We start from the raw sequence: 22,022 nt of genomic DNA on the forward strand, positions 1-22,022 counted from the left end.
ACGGGGTCTCCGCACCGCCGGGTCGCCGTCAGGGAGCTGCGGGGCGGTCCAGCTCGTCGGCGAGGATCGTGCGGAGGCGGGTGGCGACCTCGGTCAGCCGCGCCTTGGGGAAGCGGTCCTTCGGGGCCGTGACGCTGATGCCGGCCGAGGGCGTGGCCCGGCCGAGGAAGACCGGGACGGCCGCGCAGCGCACCCCCTCCTCGTTCTCCTCCAGGTCCAGGGCGTAGCCGCGCTCGCGGATCTCGGCCATCTCCTCGGCGAGCCGCGCCGGGGAGGTGATCGAGTGCCGGGTGACGGCCCGCAGCTCGTGCGCCGAGGCCCACAGCCGGATCGCCTCGTCGGTCGGGTACGTCCAGGCCAGCAGGGCCTTGCCGACCCCGGTGCAGTGCGCGGGGTTCCGCCCGCCGATGACCGAGGTCATGGTGATCGGGTGGATGGCCTCGACCTTGTCGACGTAGACGATCTCGGCGCCCTCCAGGACGGCCATGTGGGTGGTCTCGTTCAGCTCCTCGCGCAGCCGCAGCAGCACGGGGTGCACGAGGGAGCGCAGGTCGATCCGGTCGTAGAAGCGGAACGCCGCCGCGAGCAGCTCGGTGCCGAGGAAGTACGGGCCGTTCGGCTCCGGCTGCGCGGCGAACCCGCGGTGCCGCAGCGCGCCGAGCAGCCGGTGCAGGGAGCTGCGCGGGATCCCGGAGCGGACCGCGAGGTCCTCCAGGGTCACGCCGCGCCCGCTCTCCGACAGCAGCTGGATGATGCGCAGCGCCCGGTCGACGCTGCCGACCGGGGACTCGCTCTTCGCCATCTGTCCACCCTTCAGTTTCCGTCATACGGAATGCTAGCCCACGATGCGGATGCCTGCTACATTCGCGGCGTGATGAAGGCACTCGTTTTCACCGCTCCGAGTGTGGTGGAACTGCACGACGTCGACGAACCGTTCGTCCGAGCCGATGAGATCCTCGTCGAGGTGGCCGCCGCCGGCATCTGCGGCAGCGAGCTGCACGGCGTGCGCACCCCGGGGTTCCGCACCCCTCCGCTGGTGATGGGCCACGAGTTCGCCGGGACGACCCCGGACGGGCGCCGGGTGGCGGTCAACCCCATTCTGTCCTGCGGGCGCTGCGACCTGTGCGGCAGGGGGCGCGGGCACCTGTGCCGGCGCCGGGCCCTGATCGGGGTGCACCGCCCCGGGGGGTTCGCCGAGCGGGCGGCCGTGCCCGCCTCGGCCGTGCACGTCCTGCCGCCCGGCATGGCGTGGACGGCGGCGGGCCTGATCGAGCCGATCGCCTACGCCGTCCACACCTGGAACGTTGCACAGGTCCCCGAGGGGGCGCGGATCGGTGTGATCGGCTGCGGCTCGATCGGGCTGCTGTGCGTGCAGCTCGCCCGCGCCCGGGGCGCCGCCGCCGTGGCCGCCGCCGATGTCTCGCAGCGCCGCGCGGCCATCGCCGAGCGGGTCGGCGCCGACGTCGCGGGTCCCGCGCTGACCGGCGAGTTCGACGTGGTGTTCGACGCGGTGGGCCTGCCCGCCACCCGCGCCGACGCGCTCGCCCGGCTCGCGCCCGGCGGCACGGCCGTGTGGCTGGGCCTGCTCAGCCCCGAGAGCGGCTTCGACGGCGCGGACCTCGTCCGGTCCGAGAAGCGGGTGCTCGGCTCGTTCGGCTACACCCCCGGCGAGTTCGCCGCCGCCGTGACCCTCGCGGCCGAGTGGGACCTCAGCTGGGTGGACACCTTCCCCCTCGCCGACGGCGCCCGGGTCTTCACCGACCTGATGAACGGCGGCACCCAGCCCGTCAAGGCCCTGCTCACGCCGTGAGGGCGGTCCGCGCGGGGAACATCCCGAGCGAAGGGAGACGCTCATGAACGTCAGCGCCGGCTTCCGCGAGCTGGCCGTCCCGCCGGGCATGGTCGCGCTGTGCGCCCTCGGCCAGGCGGGCTTCCTGGTCAAGGGCGCGGGCGGGACGGTCGTGGCCGTCGACCCCTACCTGTCGGACCGGCTCGCCCGCGACTCGGAGTTCGGGCCGCCCGGACGGTGGGCGCGCCGCTTCCCGCCGCCCTTCGCCCCGGCCGACCTGGACGCCGACGTCGTGCTCGTCACCCACGAGCACGCCGACCACTTCGACCCGGCGACGCTGGCGCCGGCCCTCGCGCGCCGCCCGTTCACGGTCGTCGCGCCGCCCGTCCTGCGGGACGAGGTGGAGGCGCTCGGCGCCCGGTTCGCTCCGGCGCACGCGGGACGGCCGCAGGAGCTGGGCGGAGTCCTCGTCCATCCGGTCCCGGCCGCGCACTCCCCCGAGTACACGGGCCCGGACTGCTACGACGTCATGGTGCAGGACGGCGCGCACCGGTTCCTCGGGTACGTCGTCGAGGTCGATCCCGGCGTGACCGTCTACCACGCGGGCGACACCGTCCCGCACCCCGAGATCGACCGGGCCCTCGACGGGCTGCGGCCGCGGGTCGCGCTGCTGCCCGTCAACGGCCGCGACCGGATCCGCGAGGAGATGGGGATCGTCGGCAACCTGACCGTCCGGGAGGCGGCGCACCTCGCCGCCCGGGCGGACGCGCGCTGGCTGGTCCCGAGCCACCACGACCTGTTCGCCGTCAACGCCGAATCGGTCACCACGTTCGTCGACACGCTCGACCGCCGGTTCTCCGACCAGGAGTACCTCGTGCCCAAGGTCGGACGAGCGGTCGTGCTCGGAGTCTGAGAGGTCCTTTCCGCATGTGCCCTTCCACGACCAGCCAGAACGCCACCGCGCGCGAAGAGGAGCCGCCATGCGCGGGCTGACCGGAAAGAACGTCCTGATCACCGGCGGCACCAGCGGGATCGGGGCGGCCGCGGCGCGGCGCTTCCTGGAGGAGGGCTCGCGCGTCTTCGTCTGCGGCCTCGACGGGGTCGGGGAGACGGTCGAGGAGCTGGGCGCGCTCGGCGAGATCGGCGGGACGGTGTGCGACGTCAGCCGGGAGGACGAGGTCGCCCGGCTCCTCGCCGAGGCCGAGTCCGCGCTCGGCGGGATCGACGTGCTGCTGAACAACGCCGGGACCAGCCGGCGCGAGCCGTTCCTGGAGATCACCGCCGGGCACTGGGACACCGTCATCGCGGTGAACCTGCGCGGGATGTTCCTCGTCGGCCAGGCCGTCAGCCGGGCGATGGTCGCCCGCGGCACGCGCGGCTCGATCGTCAACATGGCCTCCACGAACGCGCTCGGCGGCGAGGCGGACTACGCCCACTACAACGCCTCCAAGGGCGGTGTGCTCCAGCTGACCAGGACGATGGCCGTCGAGCTGGGCGCGCACGGCATCCGGGTCAACGCGCTCTGCCCCGGCTACATCAGGACCCCGCTCAACGCCTCCATCGAGGCGGGCCTCGACCCCGGGTTCGTCGCCGCCTACCAGCGCGACCACATCCCCCTCGGCCGGGCCGGGCGGGCGGAGGAGGTCGCCGCCGCCTACGCCTTCCTGGCCTCCGACGACGCCTCCTTCGTCCACGGAGCCGAGCTGGTCATCGACGGCGGCCAGCTCGCGATCATGTAAGGGAACCCATGGCACGCATCGTCTTCATCGGCGCCGGCAGCGTCGAGTTCACCAAGAACGTCCTGTCCGACATCCTCACCCTCCCCGGGCTCGGCGCGTCCACCCTGGTCCTGCACGACATCGACGCCGGGCGGCTGGCCACCGCGGAGGCCATGGCCCACTGGATGGTGCAGCACCTGGGGTTGCCCGCCAAGGTCGAGGCGCACACCGACCGGCGCGCCGCGGTCGACGGCGCCGACTACGTGATCAACGAGATCGCGGTCGGCGGGTACGCGGCCACCCGGATCGACTTCGAGGTCCCCGCCCGGTACGGGCTGCGCCAGACGATCGGCGACACGCTCGGCATCGGCGGCATCTTCCGGGCGCTGCGCACCATCCCGGTCATGGTGGCGCTCGGCGACGACCTGGCGGAACTGGCCCCGCACGCGCTGCTGCTCAACTACACCAACCCGATGTCGATGGTCCCCCGCGCGGTGTACGAGGGGACGCCGTTCCGCAACGTCGTCGGCATCTGCCACTCCGTCCGCGACACCGAGGCCCGGCTGGCGCGGCTGGTCGGCGTCCCGGAGGAGGAGATCGGCTTCGTCACCGCCGGGGTCAACCACCAGGCGTTCGTGCTGAGGTTCGAACGGCACGGCGAGGATCTCTACCCGAGGCTGGCGGCGGCGATCGGGGCCGACCCCGCGCTGCGGCGCACCGTCCGGGCCGAGATCTTCACGCGGTTCGGGCACTTCCCGACCGAGTCCAGCGTGCACGGCTCGGAGTACCTGCCCTGGTTCCTGCGGCACGACGACCAGGTCGAGCACTTCGGCGTCCAGGTCGGCGCCTACCTGGAGTGGTCGCGGGAGAACCTCGGCACCTACGAGGAGACCCGCCGCCGCCTCGCCGCGGGCGAGGGCGTGGAGATCGAGCCGATGTCGGAACTGGCCTCGGAGATCATCCACTCGGTCGAGACGGGCGAGCGCAGGATCGTGCACGGCAACGTCCGCAACGACGGCCTGATCACCAACCTGCCCGCGGACGCGTTCGTCGAGGTCCCGTGCGTGGTCGACCGGGCGGGCGTGCGGCCGACGCGGGTCGGCGCGATGCCGCCGCAGCTCGCCGCGCTCAACCGCACGTTCCTCAACGTCGGCGAGCTGACCGTCCGGGCCGCGCTGGAGGGACGGCGCGACCACGTCCACCACGCGGCCATGCTCGACCCGAACGCCGCGGCGACCCTCACGCTCGCCCAGATCCACGACCTGGTCGAGGACATGATCGAGGCCCATGGGGACGCGCTCCCCGAGGGGATCCGCTAGCCCGATGGAGCTGAGCGAGTACCGGCCCCGGCCGCGCCTGCGCGTGCCGGGGTCGCGCGTTCCCCGCGCCGCCTTCCCCGCGGTCGACGCCCACAACCACCTCGGCCGCTGGCTGACCGGCGGCTGGTCGGTGCCCGACGTCGGCCGGCTGCTGGCCCTTATGCAGGACTGCGGCGTCCGCGCGATCGTCAATCTCGACGGCCGCTGGGGCGAGGAGCTGGAGGCCAACCTCGAACGCTACGATCGCGCCCACCCGGGCCGGTTCGCGACGTTCTGCCACGTGGACTGGGACGACCTCGCCCGCACCGGCGGCCGGGGGCTCGCGCCGAGCCTGCGGCGGTCGGTGGCGGCGGGGGCGCGCGGGCTGAAGGTCTGGAAGGACCTCGGCCTGCACGTCCGGGACGGCGAGGGGCGGCTCGTCCTGCCCGACGACCCGCGCCTCGACGAGCTGTGGGAGACCGCGGCCGACCTCGGCGTCCCCGTCGCGATCCACACCGCCGACCCGATCGCGTTCTTCGACCCGGTCGACGAGCGCAACGAGCGGTACGAGCAGCTGCTCGCGCACCCCGACTGGTCCTTCGCCGACCGGGAGCGCTTCCCGAGCTTCGAGCGCCTGGTGGACGCCCTGGAGGCGCTCGTCGCCGCGCATCCCCGGACGACGTTCGTCGCCGTCCACGCCGGGTGCCAGGCCGAGGACCTCGGACGGGTCGGGCGGATGCTCGACGCCCACCCGAACCTGCACATCGACATCGCGGCCCGCATCGCCGAACTCGGCCGGCAGCCGCGCGCCGCCCGCGCGCTCATCCTGCGGTTCCCAGGCCGGGTGCTGTTCGGCACCGACGAGTTCCCGCCGGACGCGGAGACCTACGCCACCCACTTCCGGTTCCTCGAAACGCCCGACGAGCATTTCCCGCACTCCGCGGAGGACCCGCCGCTGATGGGCCGCTGGCGCATCAGCGGGCTCGACCTCCCCGAGCACGTCCTCGCGTCGGTCTACGCCGGCAATGCCGCTCGCCTCCTCGGCATCTGAGGAGGCGAGCGGCGCCCCCGCGCCCGAGCGGCCGGGGGCCGGCTCACTCCGGCCGGCTCACCCCTTGACCGCCCCGGCCAGCGCCTGGACGAACCGCCGCTGGCCGACGAGGAACACGATCAGGACCGGGACGGTGGTCAGCACCGTCCCGGCCATGATCTGCGGCCAGTCGGCGCGGTGCTGCCCCTGGAAGGTGGCGAGCCCGGCCTGCACGGTGTAGTTCTCCTTGGACGAGATCGCCACCATCGGCCAGAAGAGGTCGTTCCACGCGTAGATGAAGGTGATGACCGCGAGGGCGGCCAGCGCCGGGCGCGCGACCGGCAGCACGACCCGGAAGAACACGCCCCAGCGCGAGCAGCCGTCGATCCGGGCGGCCTCCTCCAGCTCGCGCGGGAAGTTCTGGAAGAACGAGGTCATCAGGTAGACGCCGAGCGCCGAGGCGAGCTGCGGCGCGATCAGCGCTCCCAGCGTGTTGATCAGGTGCAGCTCGTTGAAGATCAGGAAGGTGGGGATCACGGTGAGCTGGAAGGGGATCAGCGTCGTGGCGATCACCAGCGCCAGCGTGACGCGCCGGCCCGCGAACCGGAGCCGCGCGAACGCGTACCCCGCCATGCTGCACAGCACGACCTGCGACGCCACGATCGCCAGGGACACGACCACGCTGTTGAGGAACCAGCGCGGGAACTCGGAGTCGGCCAGCAGCTCCCGGTACCCGGTGAGGTCCACGCCCGGCGGGACGAGCGGCGGCGGGAACCGGTTGAGCTGCGCCCTGGTCATCACCGACGCGCCCAGCATGTAGAGGAACGGCAGCACCATCAGCAGCGACAGCGGGGCCAGGGCCAGGTGCCGGGCGCTCGGCCGCCGCCGCCCGGCGCGCCGTGCGGCGGGCGCGGGCGCGGGCCCGGCGGGCGGGGGCGCGGTGGTGACGGGTGCGGCGGTCACAGCAGGAACCCCTTCCGGCGGCCGAAGACCAGGCCGATGACGATGGCCGCCAGGCTGCCCGCGAACAGCGTGTACGCTACGGCGGCGCCGTACCCGGCGGTGAAGTACTCGAAGGCCAGCTGCCAGACGTAGTAGACGATCGTGATCGTCGAGTTGACGGGGCCGCCCTTGGTCGTGGTGAGCAGCAGGTCGAAGAACTGCAGGCAGTCGATGAGGCCCCAGACGGCGAGGAACAGCGAGATCGGCCGCACCGAGGGGACGACGATGTGCCGGAACGTCCGCCACGGGCCCGCGCCGTCGATGGACGCGGCCTCCATGACCTCCCTGGGGATCTCCTGCAGCGCGGCCAGGTAGATCACGACGTTGAAGCCGAACTGGGTCCAGATGAAGATGCCGGTGATGACGACCATCGCCTGGGACGGGTCGTCCAGGAAGCCCTGGGCGGGCAGCCCGGTCCGCGTCAGCAGGCCGTTCACCACGCCGAAGTCCTTGTCGAACACGAAGGCCATCAGCAGTCCCTCGGCCGCGGCCGAGGCGACGAACGGCACGAGGAAGCACGCGCGGTAGAACCCGATGCCCCGGATGGGCTTGTTCAGCAGGAGCGCGACCGCGAGCCCGAGCAGCAGCGAGACCGGGATGTAGAGGCCGACGAGCTCCAGCGTGTTGCGGATCGACTTCCAGAACACCGGGTCGTGCGCCAGGGTCCGGTAGTTGGCGAACCCCACGCCCTGCCCCTCCGACACCAGGTCGGAGTCGGTGAGCGAGAGCCGGAACGCCCAGCCCATCGGCAGCAGCGAGAAGCCGAGGACCAGCAGCGTGGAGGGGCCCGCGAACGACCACGCGGCGGCCTGGTCGGCGAGCCGCCGCCGTCCCTTCCGGCCGCCGCCGGGGGGCCCGCCCGGATCGGCGGGGGTCCGGCGCCCGGCGCGCCGGGTGACGGTCGCCGCGCTCATTGGCCGGGCACCGCGAGGAGAGCGTCGGACTTGCGGGCCGCGTCGTCCAGCGCGCTCTTCGGGTCGGACCGGCCGAGCAGGACCGCCGCGATGGCGTCGGCGACGAGGCCGGAGACGCGCGGGTACTTGGCCGTCACCGGCCTGATCTGCTTGGCGTTGGCGAGATTGTCGGTGACGACGCCGATTCCCGGGTACCTGCGGACGAAGTCCTGGTAGCCGGGCAGCCTGGTGACCGACTGGCGAGTCGGGAGCGAGCCGGTGCCCATCATCCAGACGAGCTGCTGCTCGGGCTGGGTCAGCCAGGTCAGGAACTCGACGGCGGCCTTCACCCGGCGGTCGCCGTGGTCGAACACCGCCCAGTTGTCGGGGCCGGAGACCGTCTGGTGGTCGCCGTTGGTCCCGGGCAGCTGCGCGATGCCGTAGTCGATCCCCGCGGCCTTGACGTCGCTGAGCACCCACGGGCCGGACAGGAACAGCCCGAGGCGGCCGGACTCGAACAGCTTCTGGCCCTTCTCGGCGGGGGTCGAGTCCAGGTAGACGGACTTGTCCTGGACGGCCATCTGCTGCACCAGCGTCAGGGCCTGCACCCCCTGCGGCGAGTTGAAGGCGGCCTTCCTGCCGTCCGCCGACAGGATCGAGCCGCCGTGCTGCCAGAGCAGCGGCCACAGGCTCCAGGTCGTCTCCTCGCCGCCGCTGACCGCCCAGGTCGTCCCGTAGGTCTTGGACCCGGCGTCGGTGAGCCTGCGCGCCATCGACCGGAACTCCTCCCACGTCCAGTCCGGCGAGGGGGGCTCCAGCCCGGCCTTGGCCAGCAGCTTCTTGTTGTAGAGGACGGTCAGGTCGTCCACCACGGCCGGGAACCCGATCACCTTGCCGTGGACGGTCGCCGTCTGCCGGGCGTTGGGCCAGAAGTCGTTCCAGCCGGTCTTGGGGCCGCCGACGTACTTCTTCAGGTCGGGCACCTTCGGGCTGCGCGCGAGCGCGGCGCCCCACGACCCGTACATGTAGGCGATGTCGGGATAGGTATCGGCGGCGAACCCGGCGGTGACCTTGGGCAGCATCGTGTCGGCCGTGGCGCCGCCGGAGTCCATCTTCACCCTGATCCCCGGGTGGCTCCGGTTGAACGCGCCGACCAGCTTCTCCAGCGACTTGGCCGCGCTGTCCTCCTGGCCGTGCCACATGACGAGCTCGACGGGGCCGCCGGAGTCCCCGCCTCCGGACGAGGAGCAGGCGGCGGCGCCGAGCAGCACGGCCGCGAGGATCGGGACGAGGTTCTTCAACGGGATCCCTCCGCTGCTCTGGATTTCCGCGATATTTCCGCGATACGGAATACAGTTCCAGGATGCGGCAAAAGCTAGCAGCGGTGGGCGTGCAGGTCAAGGCTCCGCAGTTCAGGAACGGCGGCGGCCGGGGATGGGGATGACGGCCTCGACGGTCGTGCCGACGCCGGGCCGGCTCGTCACCGCGACCCGCCCGCCGAGCAGCTCGGCGCGCTCCCGCATGCCGCGCAGCCCGTAGGAGTCCGGGCGGCGGCCCCGGCCGCCGCGCGCGAGGACGTCCCGCATCGAGAAGCCGGACCCGTCGTCGGCCACCTTGAGCCGAACCCGGTCGCTGGAGTGCTCCAGGAGCAGGTCGACGCGGTCCGCCGACGCGTGCCGCAGGCTGTTGCCGACCGCCTCCTGCGCGATCCGGTACAGCGCCGTCTGCACGTGGTCGGGCAGCTCCTCCTCCAGCTCGCCCTCGACGGTCACCGTCACGTCGAGCGCGCCGGGCGCGCCGGAACCGTCCCCGGCCTCCCTGGCCAGGGTGGCGAGCGCCGCCGACAGGCCGAGGTCGTCCAGGACGGGCGGGCGCAGGCCCCCGATCGCCGCGCGGGTCTCGGCGGCGGCCAGCTCGCACAGCCGCCGCGCCATCATGATCTGCGCCAGCCCCTCGGGATGGTGCTCGGGCAGCGCCCGCTCGGCCGCCGACAGGTGGAAGCCGAGGCTGGCGAGCCGCTGGGCGATGCCGTCGTGGATCTCCCGGCTCAGCCGCGACCGTTCCGCCTCCTGCGCCTCGACGGCCCGCTCGGCGAACCGCTCGGCCGCGTGCTCGCGCTCACGGGCCGTCCGCAGCCGGCGGCACGACGACAGCACCGGCGCGAACAGCCCGGCGAGCGCGGTGACGAGCGCGAGGTCGTCGGGCGGGCACGGCCCGGCGGACCGGACGTCCACGACGGCGATCACGATCCCGTCGCCGTGCACGGGGACCGCGGCGCCCCGCCCGTCCGGGTGCGTGCGGGCGCGGCCGTGCGCGGCGACCCGGCCGGCCTCGCCCTCCCCCAGCGGGACGGGCGCGCCCCGCCATTCCAGCACGCGCTCCTCCTCGTCCAGGACGTACACGTCGCAGAACGTCAGCGCCCGCGCGGACCGCACGACCAGCTCGGCCAGGTTCTCGGCCATCCGCGGCAGCTCGCGGTCGGAGCAGGCCACGCCCGCGACGCGCACGAGCAGGTCGCTGCCGCGCCCGGCGAGCAGTTCGAGCGGCGGCACGCCGGTCACCGGAACAGCCCCTCGCGGAGCGCGACGGCGATCGCCGCCGACCGGTCGGCCACCTCCAGCTTGCGGTACAGGGCGCGCAGGTGGCTCTTGACCGTCTCCTCGCTGAGCACGAGCCGCGCGGCGATCGCCTTGTTCGACAGGCCGCCCACCAGCAGCGACAGCACCTCGCTCTCGCGCTGGGTGAGGCCGCGGTTGGCGCCCGGCCAGAACTCGCCGCGGGTGAGCCGCGCCGCGGTCACCGCCATCCGCCCGGCGAGCGTCGGATCGACGACCGTCTCGCCCTGCGCCACCTCCTCCAGCCGGCGGACCAGCTCCGGGCCGTCCACCCGCTTGAGCAGGTAGCCGCCCGCCCCCGCGCGCAGTGCCTCGAAGACGTACTGCTCGTCGTCGTAGACCGACAGGAACACCACCCGGGACTCCGGGACGCGCCCGGTGATCAGGCGGCACAGGTCCAGGCCGCTCTCGGGACCGAGCCGCACGTCCAGCAGGACGACATCGGGGCGCAGCGCGGTGACCAGCCGGGCCGCCTCGTCCCCCGTCCCCGCCTGCCCGACGACGCGCACCCGGCCGGAGAACCCGGCCAGCATCGCGGTCAGCCCGGCGAGGATCATCTCGTGGTCGTCGACCAGGACGACGCGTACGGGGACACCCATCCCGGCACGATAACAACCGCAAGCTACTCGCCAGTAGCCCCCACCGGGAAAGGCCTTCCGCGACTTCACCCCCGCTCTCCCCTGAATGGGGGACGAGCCGCCGCGCGAACCTGCCTACGCTGCACAGCGAAAACCGAATTCCGCAGGACGGAGGAATCAGTGCCCCATCGGATCGTGCACATGCTGCGGGCGCGCGGGTCGGGCCGCCGCCCCGTCATGCTCGCCATCGCGGGGGACAGCGCGGCGGGCAAGACCACCCTGACCAGGGGGCTTGTGCGGTGCCTGGGGGCGGACCGGATGACGGCGGTCTGCGTGGACGACTACCACCGCTACGACCGTGCCGAGCGGGCCGGGAAGCCGTTCACGGCGCTGCACCCGGACTGCAACCACATCGACATCATGGAGCAGCACCTCCAGCTGCTGTCGATGGGCGAGCCGATCCTGAAACCGGTCTACGACCACGCGACCGGCGAGCTCGTCCGGCCGGAACTGGTCGAGCCCCGCGACTTCGTGATCGTCGAGGGACTGCTCCCGCTGCACACCCGGCTCGCGCGGGCCTGCTTCGACATCACCGTCTACCTCGACCCGCCCGAGCCGCTGCGCCACTCCTGGAAGGTCCGGCGCGACTGCGACAAGCGCGGATACAGCCCCGAGCAGGTGATGGCGGAGCTCACCCGCCGCGAGCCCGAGAGCGCCGCCTACATCCGCCCGCAGCGCAAGCACGCCGACATCGTCGTCCGGTTCGCGCCCGTCGCCGGCCGCCTCGATCCGCCCGGCACCCCGCTGTCGGCCGAGCTGCTGCTGCGCCCCACCATCGACCACCCCGAGCTCGCCGACGTCCTGGAGAGCGGCCCCGGCGACACCGAGACCGCCATGCACCTGCGCCTCCACCGCGACACCGACGGCCGCCCGGTGGACGCGCTGCACGTCCACGGGTACGTCTCGCCCGAGGAGTCGAAGGTCGTCAAGAAGGCCATCTGGGAGCGCCTCGGCCCCCGCGCCGGTACCGCGCTGCCCGATCCGGACGCCCTCGGCCGCATCGGCGACGCCGGCTCCAGCGACCCGCTCGCCATCACCCAACTGCTGCTGCTGTACCACCTGCTCGACGCCGACAAGCGCCAGGCAGCATGAGCGCGGAGCGAACCGGAGAGTGTTGGAGGTTTCTCCCACACGGGATACACCTGAGACTCCGCTGGCGTGCGGGGAGGCCCCGGGGCCTGGACCTGTGCCCCGGGCCGCGCGTCCGCGGTCGCCGGGAGGGCGCCCTCAGCGGGCGCGAGGGGCGCCCTCCCGGCCCCTACAGCTCGTCCCAGGGGATCTCGGGGCGGTGGGTGGCGACGACCGCCAGCGACTGGCCGCCGCGGATCCTCTCGTCGGGGGCGGGCGCCAGGCGGAAGCGGGCGTCCGGGCGGTGCGAGTCGCCCACCGCGAGGAGCGTGCTCCCCCGGCGGAGAAGGGAGATCGCCACGTCGAGGCGGGCCCACTCGCCGGCGTCCTCGGGAATGTCCACGCGGTAGAGGGTGCCGTCGCTGTCGAGCGTGCTGGCCAGGTTGTGGTAGATCGCGGCGATGCCCGGGTTGCGGATCGCGACCGCGGTCACCGCGGGATCGTCGATGTCGACAGGCTCGATGTTCTCGCCGACCAGCCGGAGGGCCTCGGTGATCTCGGCCCGCCGGCCGCCGTCGCGCACCCCGGCCAGCAGGTGGACGGCCGGGTCGCCGTTGCGCCGCAGGTAGGCCTCGACGGTCAGCATCACCCGCACCGTCTCGTCGTCGCTGCGGCCGACCACCAGGACCGTCCGCGCCTGCTCCATGCACGCCCGCTCGAAGGCGGTCGCGTCGAACGCGACCACGTCGTACAGCTCCGGGTCCGGGTTCTCCCCCGCCAGCTCACCGGGCCAGAAGACGGTCACGACCGGCGTCTTCGCGAACTGCGGGTCGGCGCGCAGCTGCCGGATGATGGCGACCAGCCCGTCCCGCTCGTAGCCGACGATCACGACGTGCCGTCGCCGGTGCAGCCGCGCCTGGCCGTTGGCCCTCATCATGCGTCCCTTCCCCATCCAGAGCGTCAGCTCGGCGAACATCACCAGCCCGGCGGTGAGCCCGGCGATCATGATGAGCACACCGCCGATCCGGCCGCCGACCGTGGTCGGGGACAGATCGCCGTAGCCGGTGGTCGTGCCGCTGACCAGGAAGTACCAGATGTACTCGTGCGGCTTCTTGATGTCGGCGCCCGGGTCCTCGAACACCGCGATGAGCAGCCAGCCCACCACGAAGGCCGTGAGGAGGACGAGCGCGGGCGCACGCCACGTCCGCCCGGTGATCCGGTGCACCAGGCGCATCAGCACGATCGGCATCCGCGAAGCGTGGCACCGGGCAAAATGCCGCGTCAAGCCCGCATCGCCCGGTGAAGGGCCTGGTCAGGCCAGGTCAGGGCCGCCGTCCGGGGACGGCCGGGCCCTCAGGCGACCGGGCCCCGTTTCAGGACGCGCGACAGCGCCGCCGCGACCTCCTCGGAGAGGCCGCCGTCGGCGGGAGGCTGGGCGCCCGAGTGCACGAGACCGGCCGTGCCCGGCTCGTCCCGGACGGCATCGCGGGTATGGCCGCAGTCGCGGCACTCCACCTCGCCGAGCCGGCACACCAGCGCGGCCGAGCCGCACTCCGGGCAGTGGTCCAGGGCGTCCGCCCAGTCGTGGACGGCCTGGCACCGGGGGCAGATCAGGACCTGGTGGTCCGCCCGGACCCCGCGCTTCCACGGGCTCGCGCCGCGCACGGGGTCGGTCTGCCGCGCCCCGCAGCGGAAGCAGGGCATCACACCTCCAAGGGTGCGGGGGCCGGTTCCGGCCACCCGGACCGGATGGCCTTGGGGTGTGCCGGAACCGGTCCGTTTCGCTCAGAGCCCGGCGAGCGCCTTGCGGTACTCGTCGATGTCACGTGCGTCCGGGATCGCGTTCACGACCTTCCAGCGGACCACGCCCTCGGTGTCGATGATGAAGGTGCCGCGCAGCGCGACGCCCTTGGCCTCGTCGAACACGCCGTAGCGCTGCGCCGTACCGCCGTGCGGCCAGAAGTCGGCCAGCAGCGGGAAGCGGAAGCCCTCCTGGTCGGACCAGGCCCGCAGCGCGAACATCGAGTCGACCGAGACCGCGAGCACCTGCACGTCCGCGCCCGCCCCTGCGACGAGGCTGGACAGATCGTCGCGCAGCGCGCACAGCTCGCCCGTGCAGACGCCGCTGAACGCCAGCGGGTAGAACACCAGCACGACGTTCTTGTCGCCGCGGAAACCCGACAGTCTCACCGGGGCGCCATGCTGGTCCTTCAGCTCGAAGTCCGGGGCGGCGTCGCCTACGTTGACCGGCAAAGGTGTCTCCAGCCCCGGCGCTACTTGCGGACCTTGGGCGCGACCAGCCGCGTGCCGGACCACTCCCTGGCGGCGCTGACGCTGCTGGTCTGCGACAGGCCGGCGGTCTGCGCGGCCTCGCCGATGTCGCTCGGCTCGACGTGCCCGTCGCGGCCCGCCTTCGGCGTCAGCAGCCAGATGTTGCCGCCGCCGGTGAGGGGGATCATGGCGTCGGTCAGGCCCTCGAACAGGTCACCGTCCTCCTCGCGCCACCACAGCAGCACGATGTCGACCACGTCCTCGTAGTCCTCGTCGACCAGCTCGTTCCCCGTGAGTTGCTCGACGGAGCGGCGGAGCTCCTCGTCGACGTCCTCGTCGTAGCCGATCTCCTGCACCACCTGGCCCGCCTTCAGGCCGAGCCGTTCGGCCAGGCTGCGCTCAGACTGCGCCTGACCCGCGGTCGCGCTCACGAAAGTCCTCCCATTGTCGTCAGTCCGCACGGTCCGTGCCCGTATGGCTCTCGGCCCCCCGGGACGGGCGGCCCGTCCGCACCTGTGCGGTGTTTGCGGGACAGTCCACACAAGTGTGGGCCCCTTGCGCAAGTGTCTTCCCGGCTTTTGGTGGCCCCATTGGCCCGATTACGAAGATCCCCGTCACAGGACGCCCACCCACGGTGACCCCCCGGAGGGTTCACGCTGCTCATTCCCGCACCCTGCGGGAAGACGGCCCCCGATATCCCCTGGTCCACGCTACTCATACCTGCGCCCTGTTGGGGAACGACCTCCCGTGCCCCCGGGTCCACGCTGTTCATCCTTTGAGGAACGACAACCGCACCTGCCTGTCGGGGTTGTCCACATTGAGGTCGACCAGGGCGACCGACTGCCAGGTCCCCAGTGCGAGCCGCCCGCCCGTGACCGGGAGGGTCGCGAACGGCGGCACGAGCGCGGGCAGCACGTGCGAGCGCCCGTGCCCCCGCGACCCGTGCGCGTGCCGCCAGCGGTCGTCCGCCGGCAGCAGGTCCCGCAGGGCCGCGAGCAGGTCGTCGTCGCTGCCGGAGCCCAGCTCGATGATCGCCACGCCGGCGGTGGCGTGCGGGACGAAGACGTGCAGCAGCCCGTCGCCGCCCGCCGACGCGGCGAAACGCTCGCATTCCGCCGTGATGTCGTGCACGGCCTCGCCGGTACCGGTGGCCACCCGGACCACGGTGCTCTCCATGATCCCGTGTGTACCCCATCCGCGGCCCCGGACGCATCCGCGCCCGGTCGGATCCGCGGCCGGCGCCGCACGGCTAGCGGGACGCCTTCGCACGCGGCTCGATGACCGCGTCCGGCCCCGGGTACACCAGCCCCTCGTGGCCGTCGTCGAAGCGGACCAGGAAGGGCGGGCCGCCGTCCGGGCCCCGCACCTCGACGATCTCGCCGGTCCGGTCGGGCTGCCCCACCACGTTCCCGTGGACGTGCAGCCGGTCTCCGATCTTTCCGTTCATCCCCCACCCCCAAGCTCGTTCGCCCGCCGCCGGGGCGGACCGGGCCGGGCATGTCAGCACCCGTTGACTCCCCGTCTCCTACGTTCCCCGCACTCCGCCCGAGGGAATCTCCCGGCCGAGTGAAAAAGGTGGTTCCGCCGGGTCGGTTCACGTCCTGACCGGGGAGGATGGTTACTGGTTGGTAGAGATGCGTTAGCCGTGATAACCGGCGACGATGGATCACGAACCATGGCGACGAACAGTCTGCCGGGACCGGCGGCCTCCCGCGCGGCGGCCCAGGTCTGACCAGCACAGACGGTAAGGACAGAGGGGACCCCGTGGCTTCCGGACGTCAACGCTTTTCGATCATCAGCGACGGGCTGCCGAGCCAGCTGCCCGACATCAACCCGGACGAGACCCGGGAGTGGCTGGAGTCGCTGGACACGGTCATCAAGACCGAGGGCCGCGGCAGGGCGCGCTACGTGATGCTGCGGCTGCTGGAGAGGGCGCGAGAACTGCAGGTCGGGGTGCCCGGCCTGCGCAGCACCGACTTCATCAACACGATCCCGCCGGAATCCGAGCCCTGGTTCCCCGGCGACGAGCACGTGGAGCGGCGCATCCGCGCCTACATCCGGTGGAATGCCGCGATCATGGTGTCGCGGGCGAACCGCCCCGAACTCGGCGTCGGCGGCCACATCGCCACCTACGCCTCCGCGGCCTCGCTCTACGAGGTGGGCTTCAACCACTTCTTCCGCGGCAAGGACCACGGCGAGTCCGGCGACCAGGTGTTCATCCAGGGCCACGCGGCGCCCGGCATCTACGCGCGCGCGTTCCTCGAGGGACGGCTGCCCGAGGACAAGCTCGACGGGTTCCGTCAGGAGCACTCGCACCCCGGCGGCGGCCTGTCGTCCTACCCGCACCCGCGGCTCATGCCGGACTTCTGGGAGTTCCCCACGGTCTCCATGGGCCTGACCGCGATCGACTCGGTGTACCAGGCCCGGTTCAACCGGTACCTGTACAACCGCAAGATCAAGGACACGTCCCGCTCGCACGTGTGGGCGTTCCTCGGCGACGGCGAGATGGGCGAGCCGGAGTCGCTCGGCGCGATCGGCCTCGCCGCCCGCGAGGAGCTCGACAACCTCACCTTCGTCGTCAACTGCAACCTCCAGCAGCTCGACGGCCCGGTGCGCGGCAACGGGAAGATCATCCAGGAGCTGGAGTCGTTCTTCCGCGGCGCCGGCTGGAACGTCATCAAGGTCATCTGGGGCCGCGACTGGGACCCGCTGCTCGCGCAGGACGTCGACGGCGTCCTGGTCAACCAGATGAACACCACCCCCGACGGCCAGTTCCAGACGTTCTCCGTCGAGTCCGGCGAGTACATCCGGGAGAAGTTCTTCGGCGACGACCCCCGGCTGCGCAAGATCGTCCAGCATCTGTCGGACGACGACCTGCGCAAGCTGTCGCGCGGCGGGCACGACTACCGCAAGGTGTACGCGGCGTTCAAGTCGGCCCGCGAGCACGTCGGGCAGCCGACCGTGATCCTCGCGCACACCATCAAGGGCTGGACGCTCGGCTCGGACTTCGAGGCCCGCAACGCCACCCACCAGATGAAGAAGCTCACCAAGGCCGAGCTGAAGGAGTTCCGGGACCGCCTCTACCTGGACATCCCGGACTCGGCACTGGAGGCGCCGCTGCCGCCCTACTACCACCCGGGCGAGGACTCCGAAGAGATCCAGTACATGCGCGAGCGGCGCGCCGCCCTCGGCGGGTTCCTGCCGAAGCGGGTCGTGCGGGCCAAGACGCTCAAGCTGCCCGGCGACCCCGTCTACAGCGAGCTGAAGAAGGGGTCCGGCAAGCAGAACATCGCGACGACCATGGCGTTCGTCCGGCTGCTCAAGGACCTGATCAAGGACGAGAACATCGGCGCCCGGTTCGTCCCGATCGCCCCGGACGAGTACCGCACGTTCGGCATGGACTCGCTGTTCCCCACGTCCAAGATCTACTCGCCGCACGGGCAGACCTACGACGCCGTGGACCGCAAGCTGCTGCTGTCGTACAAGGAGGCCGAAAGCGGCCAGATGCTCCACGAGGGCATCAGCGAGGCGGGCTCGATGGCCTCCACCATCGCGGCCGCCACCGCCTACGCCACGCACGGCGAGCACATGATCCCGGTCTACATCTTCTACTCGATGTTCGGGTTCCAGCGGACCGGCGACCAGATGTGGGCGCTCGGCGACCAGATGGGCCGCGGGTTCCTGCTCGGCGCGACCGCCGGCCGCACCACGCTCACCGGTGAGGGCCTCCAGCACGCCGACGGCCACTCCCCCCTGCTCGCGGCGTCCAACCCCGCGTGCGTCCACTACGACCCGACGTGGGCCTTCGAGCTGGCCCACATCGTCAAGGACGCCCTGCGCCGCATGTACGGGTCGTCCGAGGAGCACCCGAACGGCGAGGACGTCTTCTACTACCTCACCGTCTACAACGAGCCGTACCAGCAGCCCGCCGAACCCGAGGACCTCGACGTCGACGGGCTCCTCAAGGGCCTGTACCGGCACCGGGCCGCCCCGGAGGTCTCCTCCGGGAACGGCCAGGCCCCGCGCGCGCAGATCCTCGCCTCCGGCGTCGGCGGCCGGTGGGCCCTCGAAGCACAGCGGCTGCTCGCCGAGGACTGGGGCGTCGCCGCGGACGTGTGGTCGGCCACGTCGTGGAACGAGCTGGCCCGCGAGGCCCGCGAGTGCGACGACTGGAACCTGCTGAACCCCGACGCCGAGCAGCGCGTCCCGTACGTCAGCCGGACGCTCGACAACGTCGCCGGGCCGATCGTCGCGGTGTCGGACTACATGCGCGCCGTACCCGACCAGATCGCGCCCTGGGTGCACGGGGACTACACCTCGCTCGGCACGGACGGGTTCGGATTCTCCGACACCCGCGCCGCCGCCCGCCGCTTCTTCAACGTGGACGCCGCGTCGATCGTCCTCGCGGTGCTCACCCGCCTCGCCCGCCACGGCGAGGTCAAGCCGGAGACCCTGGCGGAGGCGATCCAGCGCTACCAGCTGAACTCCGCCGTCAGCGACGTCTTCGCGGGCGGCGTCGGCAGCGCCGAGAGCAACACCGGCGGCGACGCTTGAGCACGGTGATCGCGGAGGTGTAGGCCGCGATCACCGGCTCGCGCGAAAGGGCCCCGGGGAGGTTCTCGCCTCCCCGGGGCCCTTTCACGTCCGACGTCAGGACGACGGAGGCGTGAAGACGCCGAAGGTGTTGCCCGACGGGTCCTGCAAGTAGGCGAACGTGAGGCCGTTGCTGTTGGTCATGGCGGGCATGGCCACCTTGCCGCCGGACTTCACGGTCTGGTCGCAGACGGCGCCGACGTCCTCCACGAGGACCAGGAACATCGCGTGGTTGCGGGACGCGTCCGGCTCGTAGGAGACGCCGCCGGACGGCGCGTCGGCGCCCGGGTAGCTGACCAGGTCGTAGCCGTCGCCGTCCGGGTCGATCGCGAACTTCCAGCCGAACATGTCGCCGTAGAAGCGGCGGGCCTCCTCCGGCGCGTCGGTGCCGACCTGGAACCACGTGACGGTGTTGAACGCGGGAACAGTCATTGAGCCTCTCCTTCGAACGCTGCTGGCACCAGCGTGGAAGAGTCCCGCGACAGCCCCCTGTCGGAGTTTCCGAACGAGTTCTCGAAGCGGAACTCCGCCCACACGACCGTGCGGTCCCCGTCCGCCCGGAACCCCCGGCGCTTCGAGAGAGCTTCGACGATCCGCATCCCGCGCCCGGTCTCGGTGCCGTCTTCCCCCTTGACGTGAGGGAATACCCGCCCCGGCCGGCAGGCTAACCGTCACCCAGCCGCCGTCACCCGAGGTCGTGGGGGTGATGACGTTGCAGACGGTCTCGCTCCCGACCCTGAACGCCCGGCAGCGTCACCACGCCGAGCACAGCACGTACGACGGGGTAGCCGGGGATCAGTCTGTGACGTGGAATTCGTTACCGCCGGCGTCGAGGAACTCGCCGGGTCGGCGGTCGCGATGGGCGACCTCCAGTCGCAGCCTGTTCCGCGCCGCTTTCGGCGCCGCAGGCGGCCCCATCACCAGCGAGACCGTGCTGGTGGGCCTCCGTCGAAGCCGGACGCCCCAGTCGTGGGATTCGACCGCGTGCCAGTCGGCCTGGGACTCCCAGAAGGACGGCTGCGCGCAGCGGTCCTCCTCGGCCACGTCAAGGCAGATCGCGACGAGGCCGGAATCTGCAAGCACTCCGGGGTGCCCGGGACGCAGCACGCAGAACTCGTTTCCCTCTGGATCAGCCAGCACATCCCAGGGAACGTCCCCCTGCCCGATGTCGACCCGGGTCGCACCGAGTGTGAGCAGGCGCGTCACCTCGGCCTCCCAGTCCGGCCCTCCGGCCAGGTCGAGGTGGAGCCGGTTCTTGCCCGCCTTCGGCTTCGCCGTCGGCACGAACCGCAGCCGCAGGCCGTCCGTCCGGCCCCGCGTCGCGTCCTGCCAGAAGCGTTCCATACGCGCGACATCCAGCGCGTCGATCACGATCCCGGTCAGCATTCCATTCCCCAAGGTTGTCGAACCCGTCGCCTGCTGTCGTCACCGCTGCCGGCATGCCATTCGGGAGCGGCGAGACACCCGCCTCACAAGTCGCCCGGACCGAGATCAGCACACACCCCGGCCACCCTGCCGACCAAGATCCCCTGAGCACAAGGCCCCGCTCCTGACCCGTACCGATTCACGACGACCGGCTGCGCCATTCCGGGAACCCTTCAGAATCCGGTACACGTCGGTGCATCATGTTCGGTCACTCGGGAGGGCCGGGGACGACCAGGCCCGACTCGTAGGCGACCACGACCGCCTGGGCTCGGTCGCGCAGGCCGAGCTTGGCGAAGATGCGGGTCACGTGGGTCTTGACCGTCGCCTCGCTGAGGTGGAGGTGGGCGGCCAGTTCGGTGTTGGACAGGCCGCCGCCGACCAGGCGGAGCACTTCCTTCTCGCGCGGGGTCAGGACGTCCAGGCCCTGGGGCGCAGGCGCGGGGCGGGCGAATCGCTCGACGAGGCGGCGGGTGATGGAGGGGGCGAGCAGCGCGTCCCCGGTCTCGACCAGCTTGACCGACGCCACGAGGTGTTCGGGGGTGACGTCCTTCAGCAGGAAACCGCTCGCGCCCGCGGCGAGCGCGGAGTACACGTACCGGTCGAGGTCGAAGGTCGTCAGGATCAGCACCCGGCACGCCGGGTCGTCGGCGAGGACCCGGCGGGTGGCCTCCAGACCGTCCATCCCGGGCATGCGGATGTCCATCAGCACCACGTCCGGCCGCAGCCGCCGCGCGGCGGACACCGCCTCCAGCCCGTCGGCGGCCTCCCCGACCACCTCGATCCCGGACCTGCTGAGGATCATCCGGAACCCGCCGCGCACCAGTGTCTGGTCGTCGGCGATCAGCACCCGCGTCACGGCCGCTCCAGGGGGATCCGCGCCCGCACCCGGTAGCCGCCGCCCAGCCGCCGCCGCGCGTCGAGGTCGCCGCCGTACACCGCGACCCGTTCGCGCAGCCCGGACAGGCCCCGGCCGCCCCTGCTCTCGGTCGGGGCCTGGCCCGTCCCGGTGAGCACGCTCGGGCCGGTGTTGAGGACCTCCAGCCGCAGGTTCCGCCTCCCGTAACTCACCGTCACCTCCGCCGTCGCCCCCGGGGTGCCGTGTTTCAGCGCGTTGGTGAGCGCCTCCTGGACGATGCGGTATCCGGTCGCGTCGATCCCGGCGGGCAGCGGGCACGGTTCGCCCGTCACCCGCACATCGACGGGCAGGCCCGCGAACGCGATCCGGTCGACCAGGGTCCCCAGGTGCGCCAGCGACGGCTGTGGGGTGAACGCCTCACCGTCGCCGTCCGGGGCGGGCGCGAGCACACCGAGCAGGTGCCGCAGCTCGGTCATCGCCTCCCGACCGGTCCGCTCGACGGCCAGCAGCGCGTCCTCGGCCTCGCCGTCGACACCGTGCCGGGCGGCGCCCGCCTGCACGACCATGACGCTGACGCTGTGGCTGACGATGTCGTGCAGGTCCCGGGCCACCCGGGCCCGCTCCTCATCGACGGCCCGGCGCGCGGCGCCCTCGCGTTCACGTTCCAGCAGCCAGGTTCGCGCCCCGAGCTCGGCGCGGCGCCTGCGCCGCTCCCACAGAGCCCATGTGCACGGAACCGCGGCGAGGAGGGGCACGAGCCACGCGGGCAGCATCCGCCCATCCTGCCGCCAGACCCGGGCGGAACGCATCATTCTGGCGGCCCACG

Annotated in this window: 23 protein-coding genes; 7 read left to right on the top strand and 16 right to left on the bottom strand. The window is 72.2% G+C overall.

Annotated elements, in window-relative coordinates; translation table 11 throughout:
- Positions 1–28 precede the first annotated feature (28 nt).
- Positions 29–802 carry an IclR family transcriptional regulator gene (locus tag BJ999_RS30450; protein WP_179836446.1) on the bottom strand — a complete coding sequence of 258 codons (774 nt, stop codon included), beginning with the start codon at positions 800–802 and terminating at the stop codon, positions 29–31.
- 72 nt (positions 803–874) lie between these two features.
- Between BJ999_RS30450 and BJ999_RS30455 the strand changes: the two genes are divergently transcribed.
- The 5 genes from BJ999_RS30455 (at position 875) to BJ999_RS30475 (ending at position 5,856) form a co-directional block, all read left to right on the top strand.
- Positions 875–1,810, top strand: a complete 936-nt coding sequence (locus tag BJ999_RS30455; protein ID WP_179836447.1) for a zinc-binding dehydrogenase — start codon at positions 875–877, stop codon at positions 1,808–1,810.
- A gap of 43 nt (positions 1,811–1,853) precedes the next feature.
- The gene (locus BJ999_RS30460) at positions 1,854–2,702 is read left to right on the top strand and encodes an MBL fold metallo-hydrolase (protein ID WP_179836448.1); all 849 of its coding nucleotides are present in this window, start codon (positions 1,854–1,856) and stop codon (positions 2,700–2,702) included.
- Positions 2,703–2,769: 67 nt separating this feature from the next.
- A complete protein-coding gene (locus tag BJ999_RS30465) occupies positions 2,770–3,528 on the top strand; it encodes an SDR family NAD(P)-dependent oxidoreductase (RefSeq protein WP_179836449.1) in 759 nt (252 codons plus the stop codon).
- Between the two features lie 8 nt (positions 3,529–3,536).
- On the top strand, positions 3,537–4,826 hold the full coding sequence (gene melA, locus BJ999_RS30470; protein ID WP_179836450.1) for an alpha-glucosidase/alpha-galactosidase: 1,290 nt from the start codon (positions 3,537–3,539) through the stop codon (positions 4,824–4,826).
- 4 nt (positions 4,827–4,830) lie between these two features.
- A complete protein-coding gene (locus BJ999_RS30475) occupies positions 4,831–5,856 on the top strand; it encodes an amidohydrolase family protein (RefSeq protein WP_218935301.1) in 1,026 nt (341 codons plus the stop codon).
- Between the two features lie 57 nt (positions 5,857–5,913).
- Here BJ999_RS30475 and BJ999_RS43775 read toward each other — a convergent pair whose 3' ends face one another.
- The 5 genes from BJ999_RS43775 to BJ999_RS30500 all read right to left on the bottom strand — a co-directional run bounded on the left by BJ999_RS43775 (position 5,914) and on the right by BJ999_RS30500 (position 10,944).
- A complete protein-coding gene (locus BJ999_RS43775; protein WP_218935302.1) occupies positions 5,914–6,798 on the bottom strand; it encodes a carbohydrate ABC transporter permease in 885 nt (294 codons plus the stop codon).
- A complete protein-coding gene (locus BJ999_RS30485; RefSeq protein ID WP_179836452.1) occupies positions 6,795–7,751 on the bottom strand; it encodes a carbohydrate ABC transporter permease in 957 nt (318 codons plus the stop codon). Before BJ999_RS30485 ends, BJ999_RS43775 begins: the two co-directional genes overlap by 4 nt.
- Positions 7,748–9,031 (bottom strand): ABC transporter substrate-binding protein, encoded by a 1,284-nt coding sequence (locus tag BJ999_RS30490; protein ID WP_179836453.1) that lies wholly within the window; start codon positions 9,029–9,031, stop codon positions 7,748–7,750. The genes BJ999_RS30485 and BJ999_RS30490 overlap by 4 nt, the downstream gene beginning before the upstream one ends.
- Before the next feature lie 111 nt (positions 9,032–9,142).
- Positions 9,143–10,291: a GAF domain-containing sensor histidine kinase gene (locus BJ999_RS30495; RefSeq protein ID WP_229810139.1), complete on the bottom strand. Its 1,149-nt coding sequence runs from the start codon at positions 10,289–10,291 to the stop codon at positions 9,143–9,145.
- Positions 10,288–10,944, bottom strand: coding sequence for a response regulator (locus tag BJ999_RS30500; protein WP_179836454.1), 657 nt, complete (start codon positions 10,942–10,944; stop codon positions 10,288–10,290). Before BJ999_RS30500 ends, BJ999_RS30495 begins: the two co-directional genes overlap by 4 nt.
- Before the next feature lie 159 nt (positions 10,945–11,103).
- On the opposite strand from BJ999_RS30500, the gene BJ999_RS30505 reads away from it, so the two are divergent.
- Positions 11,104–12,075: a phosphoribulokinase gene (locus tag BJ999_RS30505; protein WP_229810140.1), complete on the top strand. Its 972-nt coding sequence runs from the start codon at positions 11,104–11,106 to the stop codon at positions 12,073–12,075.
- A gap of 166 nt (positions 12,076–12,241) precedes the next feature.
- Here the strand turns inward: BJ999_RS30505 and BJ999_RS30510 are convergent, their stop codons facing one another.
- The 6 genes from BJ999_RS30510 to BJ999_RS30535 form a co-directional block, all read right to left on the bottom strand.
- Positions 12,242–13,300 carry a potassium channel family protein gene (locus BJ999_RS30510; RefSeq protein WP_179836455.1) on the bottom strand — a complete coding sequence of 353 codons (1,059 nt, stop codon included), beginning with the start codon at positions 13,298–13,300 and terminating at the stop codon, positions 12,242–12,244.
- Positions 13,301–13,404: 104 nt separating this feature from the next.
- Complete coding sequence (locus BJ999_RS30515; RefSeq protein ID WP_179836456.1) at positions 13,405–13,755, bottom strand: hypothetical protein; 351 nt, start codon at positions 13,753–13,755, stop codon at positions 13,405–13,407.
- Between the two features lie 81 nt (positions 13,756–13,836).
- The gene (locus BJ999_RS30520; RefSeq protein ID WP_179836457.1) at positions 13,837–14,304 is read right to left on the bottom strand and encodes a peroxiredoxin; all 468 of its coding nucleotides are present in this window, start codon (positions 14,302–14,304) and stop codon (positions 13,837–13,839) included.
- 20 nt (positions 14,305–14,324) lie between these two features.
- Positions 14,325–14,753 (bottom strand): DUF3052 domain-containing protein, encoded by a 429-nt coding sequence (locus BJ999_RS30525; RefSeq protein WP_179836458.1) that lies wholly within the window; start codon positions 14,751–14,753, stop codon positions 14,325–14,327.
- Positions 14,754–15,090: 337 nt separating this feature from the next.
- Positions 15,091–15,498, bottom strand: a complete 408-nt coding sequence (locus BJ999_RS30530) for a YjbQ family protein (protein ID WP_179836459.1) — start codon at positions 15,496–15,498, stop codon at positions 15,091–15,093.
- Positions 15,499–15,571: 73 nt separating this feature from the next.
- Complete coding sequence (locus BJ999_RS30535) at positions 15,572–15,769, bottom strand: DUF1918 domain-containing protein (RefSeq protein WP_179836460.1); 198 nt, start codon at positions 15,767–15,769, stop codon at positions 15,572–15,574.
- Between the two features lie 317 nt (positions 15,770–16,086).
- Here BJ999_RS30535 and aceE point away from each other — a divergent pair, with 317 nt between their 5' ends.
- The gene (gene aceE, locus BJ999_RS30540; RefSeq protein ID WP_179836461.1) at positions 16,087–18,876 is read left to right on the top strand and encodes a pyruvate dehydrogenase (acetyl-transferring), homodimeric type; all 2,790 of its coding nucleotides are present in this window, start codon (positions 16,087–16,089) and stop codon (positions 18,874–18,876) included.
- A 96-nt stretch (positions 18,877–18,972) separates the two neighbouring features.
- On the opposite strand, the gene BJ999_RS30545 is transcribed toward aceE, so the two are convergent.
- The 4 genes from BJ999_RS30545 to BJ999_RS30560 form a co-directional block, all read right to left on the bottom strand.
- Entirely contained in the window at positions 18,973–19,347 is a 375-nt protein-coding gene (locus BJ999_RS30545; protein WP_179836462.1) for a VOC family protein, read from the bottom strand.
- Between the two features lie 363 nt (positions 19,348–19,710).
- The gene (locus tag BJ999_RS30550) at positions 19,711–20,301 is read right to left on the bottom strand and encodes a VOC family protein (RefSeq protein ID WP_179836463.1); all 591 of its coding nucleotides are present in this window, start codon (positions 20,299–20,301) and stop codon (positions 19,711–19,713) included.
- Between the two features lie 247 nt (positions 20,302–20,548).
- Complete coding sequence (locus tag BJ999_RS30555; RefSeq protein ID WP_179836464.1) at positions 20,549–21,196, bottom strand: response regulator; 648 nt, start codon at positions 21,194–21,196, stop codon at positions 20,549–20,551.
- Positions 21,193–21,969, bottom strand: a complete 777-nt coding sequence (locus BJ999_RS30560) for a sensor histidine kinase (protein ID WP_179836465.1) — start codon at positions 21,967–21,969, stop codon at positions 21,193–21,195. Before BJ999_RS30560 ends, BJ999_RS30555 begins: the two co-directional genes overlap by 4 nt.
- Positions 21,970–22,022: the final 53 nt, after the last annotated feature.

Origin of the sequence: Actinomadura citrea (assembly GCF_013409045.1) — a bacterium.
In the GTDB taxonomy this organism is placed as follows: domain Bacteria; phylum Actinomycetota; class Actinomycetes; order Streptosporangiales; family Streptosporangiaceae; genus Spirillospora; species Spirillospora citrea.

What these genes read in the sequence shown, in the direction of transcription:
- BJ999_RS30450 (WP_179836446.1), bottom strand. Translation starts at nt 802, where the DNA reads ATGGCGAAGAGCGAGTCCCCGGTCGGCAGCGTCGACCGGGCGCTGCGC.
- BJ999_RS30550 (WP_179836463.1), bottom strand. Translation starts at nt 20,301, where the DNA reads ATGCTGACCGGGATCGTGATCGACGCGCTGGATGTCGCGCGTATGGAA.
- BJ999_RS30545 (WP_179836462.1), bottom strand. Translation starts at nt 19,347, where the DNA reads ATGACTGTTCCCGCGTTCAACACCGTCACGTGGTTCCAGGTCGGCACC.
- BJ999_RS30460 (WP_179836448.1), top strand. Translation starts at nt 1,854, where the DNA reads ATGAACGTCAGCGCCGGCTTCCGCGAGCTGGCCGTCCCGCCGGGCATG.
- BJ999_RS30455 (WP_179836447.1), top strand. Translation starts at nt 875, where the DNA reads ATGAAGGCACTCGTTTTCACCGCTCCGAGTGTGGTGGAACTGCACGAC.
- BJ999_RS30560 (WP_179836465.1), bottom strand. Translation starts at nt 21,969, where the DNA reads ATGCTGCCCGCGTGGCTCGTGCCCCTCCTCGCCGCGGTTCCGTGCACA.
- BJ999_RS30510 (WP_179836455.1), bottom strand. Translation starts at nt 13,300, where the DNA reads ATGCCGATCGTGCTGATGCGCCTGGTGCACCGGATCACCGGGCGGACG.
- BJ999_RS30475 (WP_218935301.1), top strand. Translation starts at nt 4,831, where the DNA reads ATGGAGCTGAGCGAGTACCGGCCCCGGCCGCGCCTGCGCGTGCCGGGG.
- BJ999_RS30535 (WP_179836460.1), bottom strand. Translation starts at nt 15,769, where the DNA reads ATGAACGGAAAGATCGGAGACCGGCTGCACGTCCACGGGAACGTGGTG.
- BJ999_RS30515 (WP_179836456.1), bottom strand. Translation starts at nt 13,755, where the DNA reads ATGCCCTGCTTCCGCTGCGGGGCGCGGCAGACCGACCCCGTGCGCGGC.
- BJ999_RS30465 (WP_179836449.1), top strand. Translation starts at nt 2,770, where the DNA reads ATGCGCGGGCTGACCGGAAAGAACGTCCTGATCACCGGCGGCACCAGC.
- BJ999_RS30530 (WP_179836459.1), bottom strand. Translation starts at nt 15,498, where the DNA reads ATGGAGAGCACCGTGGTCCGGGTGGCCACCGGTACCGGCGAGGCCGTG.
- melA (WP_179836450.1), top strand. Translation starts at nt 3,537, where the DNA reads ATGGCACGCATCGTCTTCATCGGCGCCGGCAGCGTCGAGTTCACCAAG.
- BJ999_RS30500 (WP_179836454.1), bottom strand. Translation starts at nt 10,944, where the DNA reads ATGGGTGTCCCCGTACGCGTCGTCCTGGTCGACGACCACGAGATGATC.
- BJ999_RS30485 (WP_179836452.1), bottom strand. Translation starts at nt 7,751, where the DNA reads ATGAGCGCGGCGACCGTCACCCGGCGCGCCGGGCGCCGGACCCCCGCC.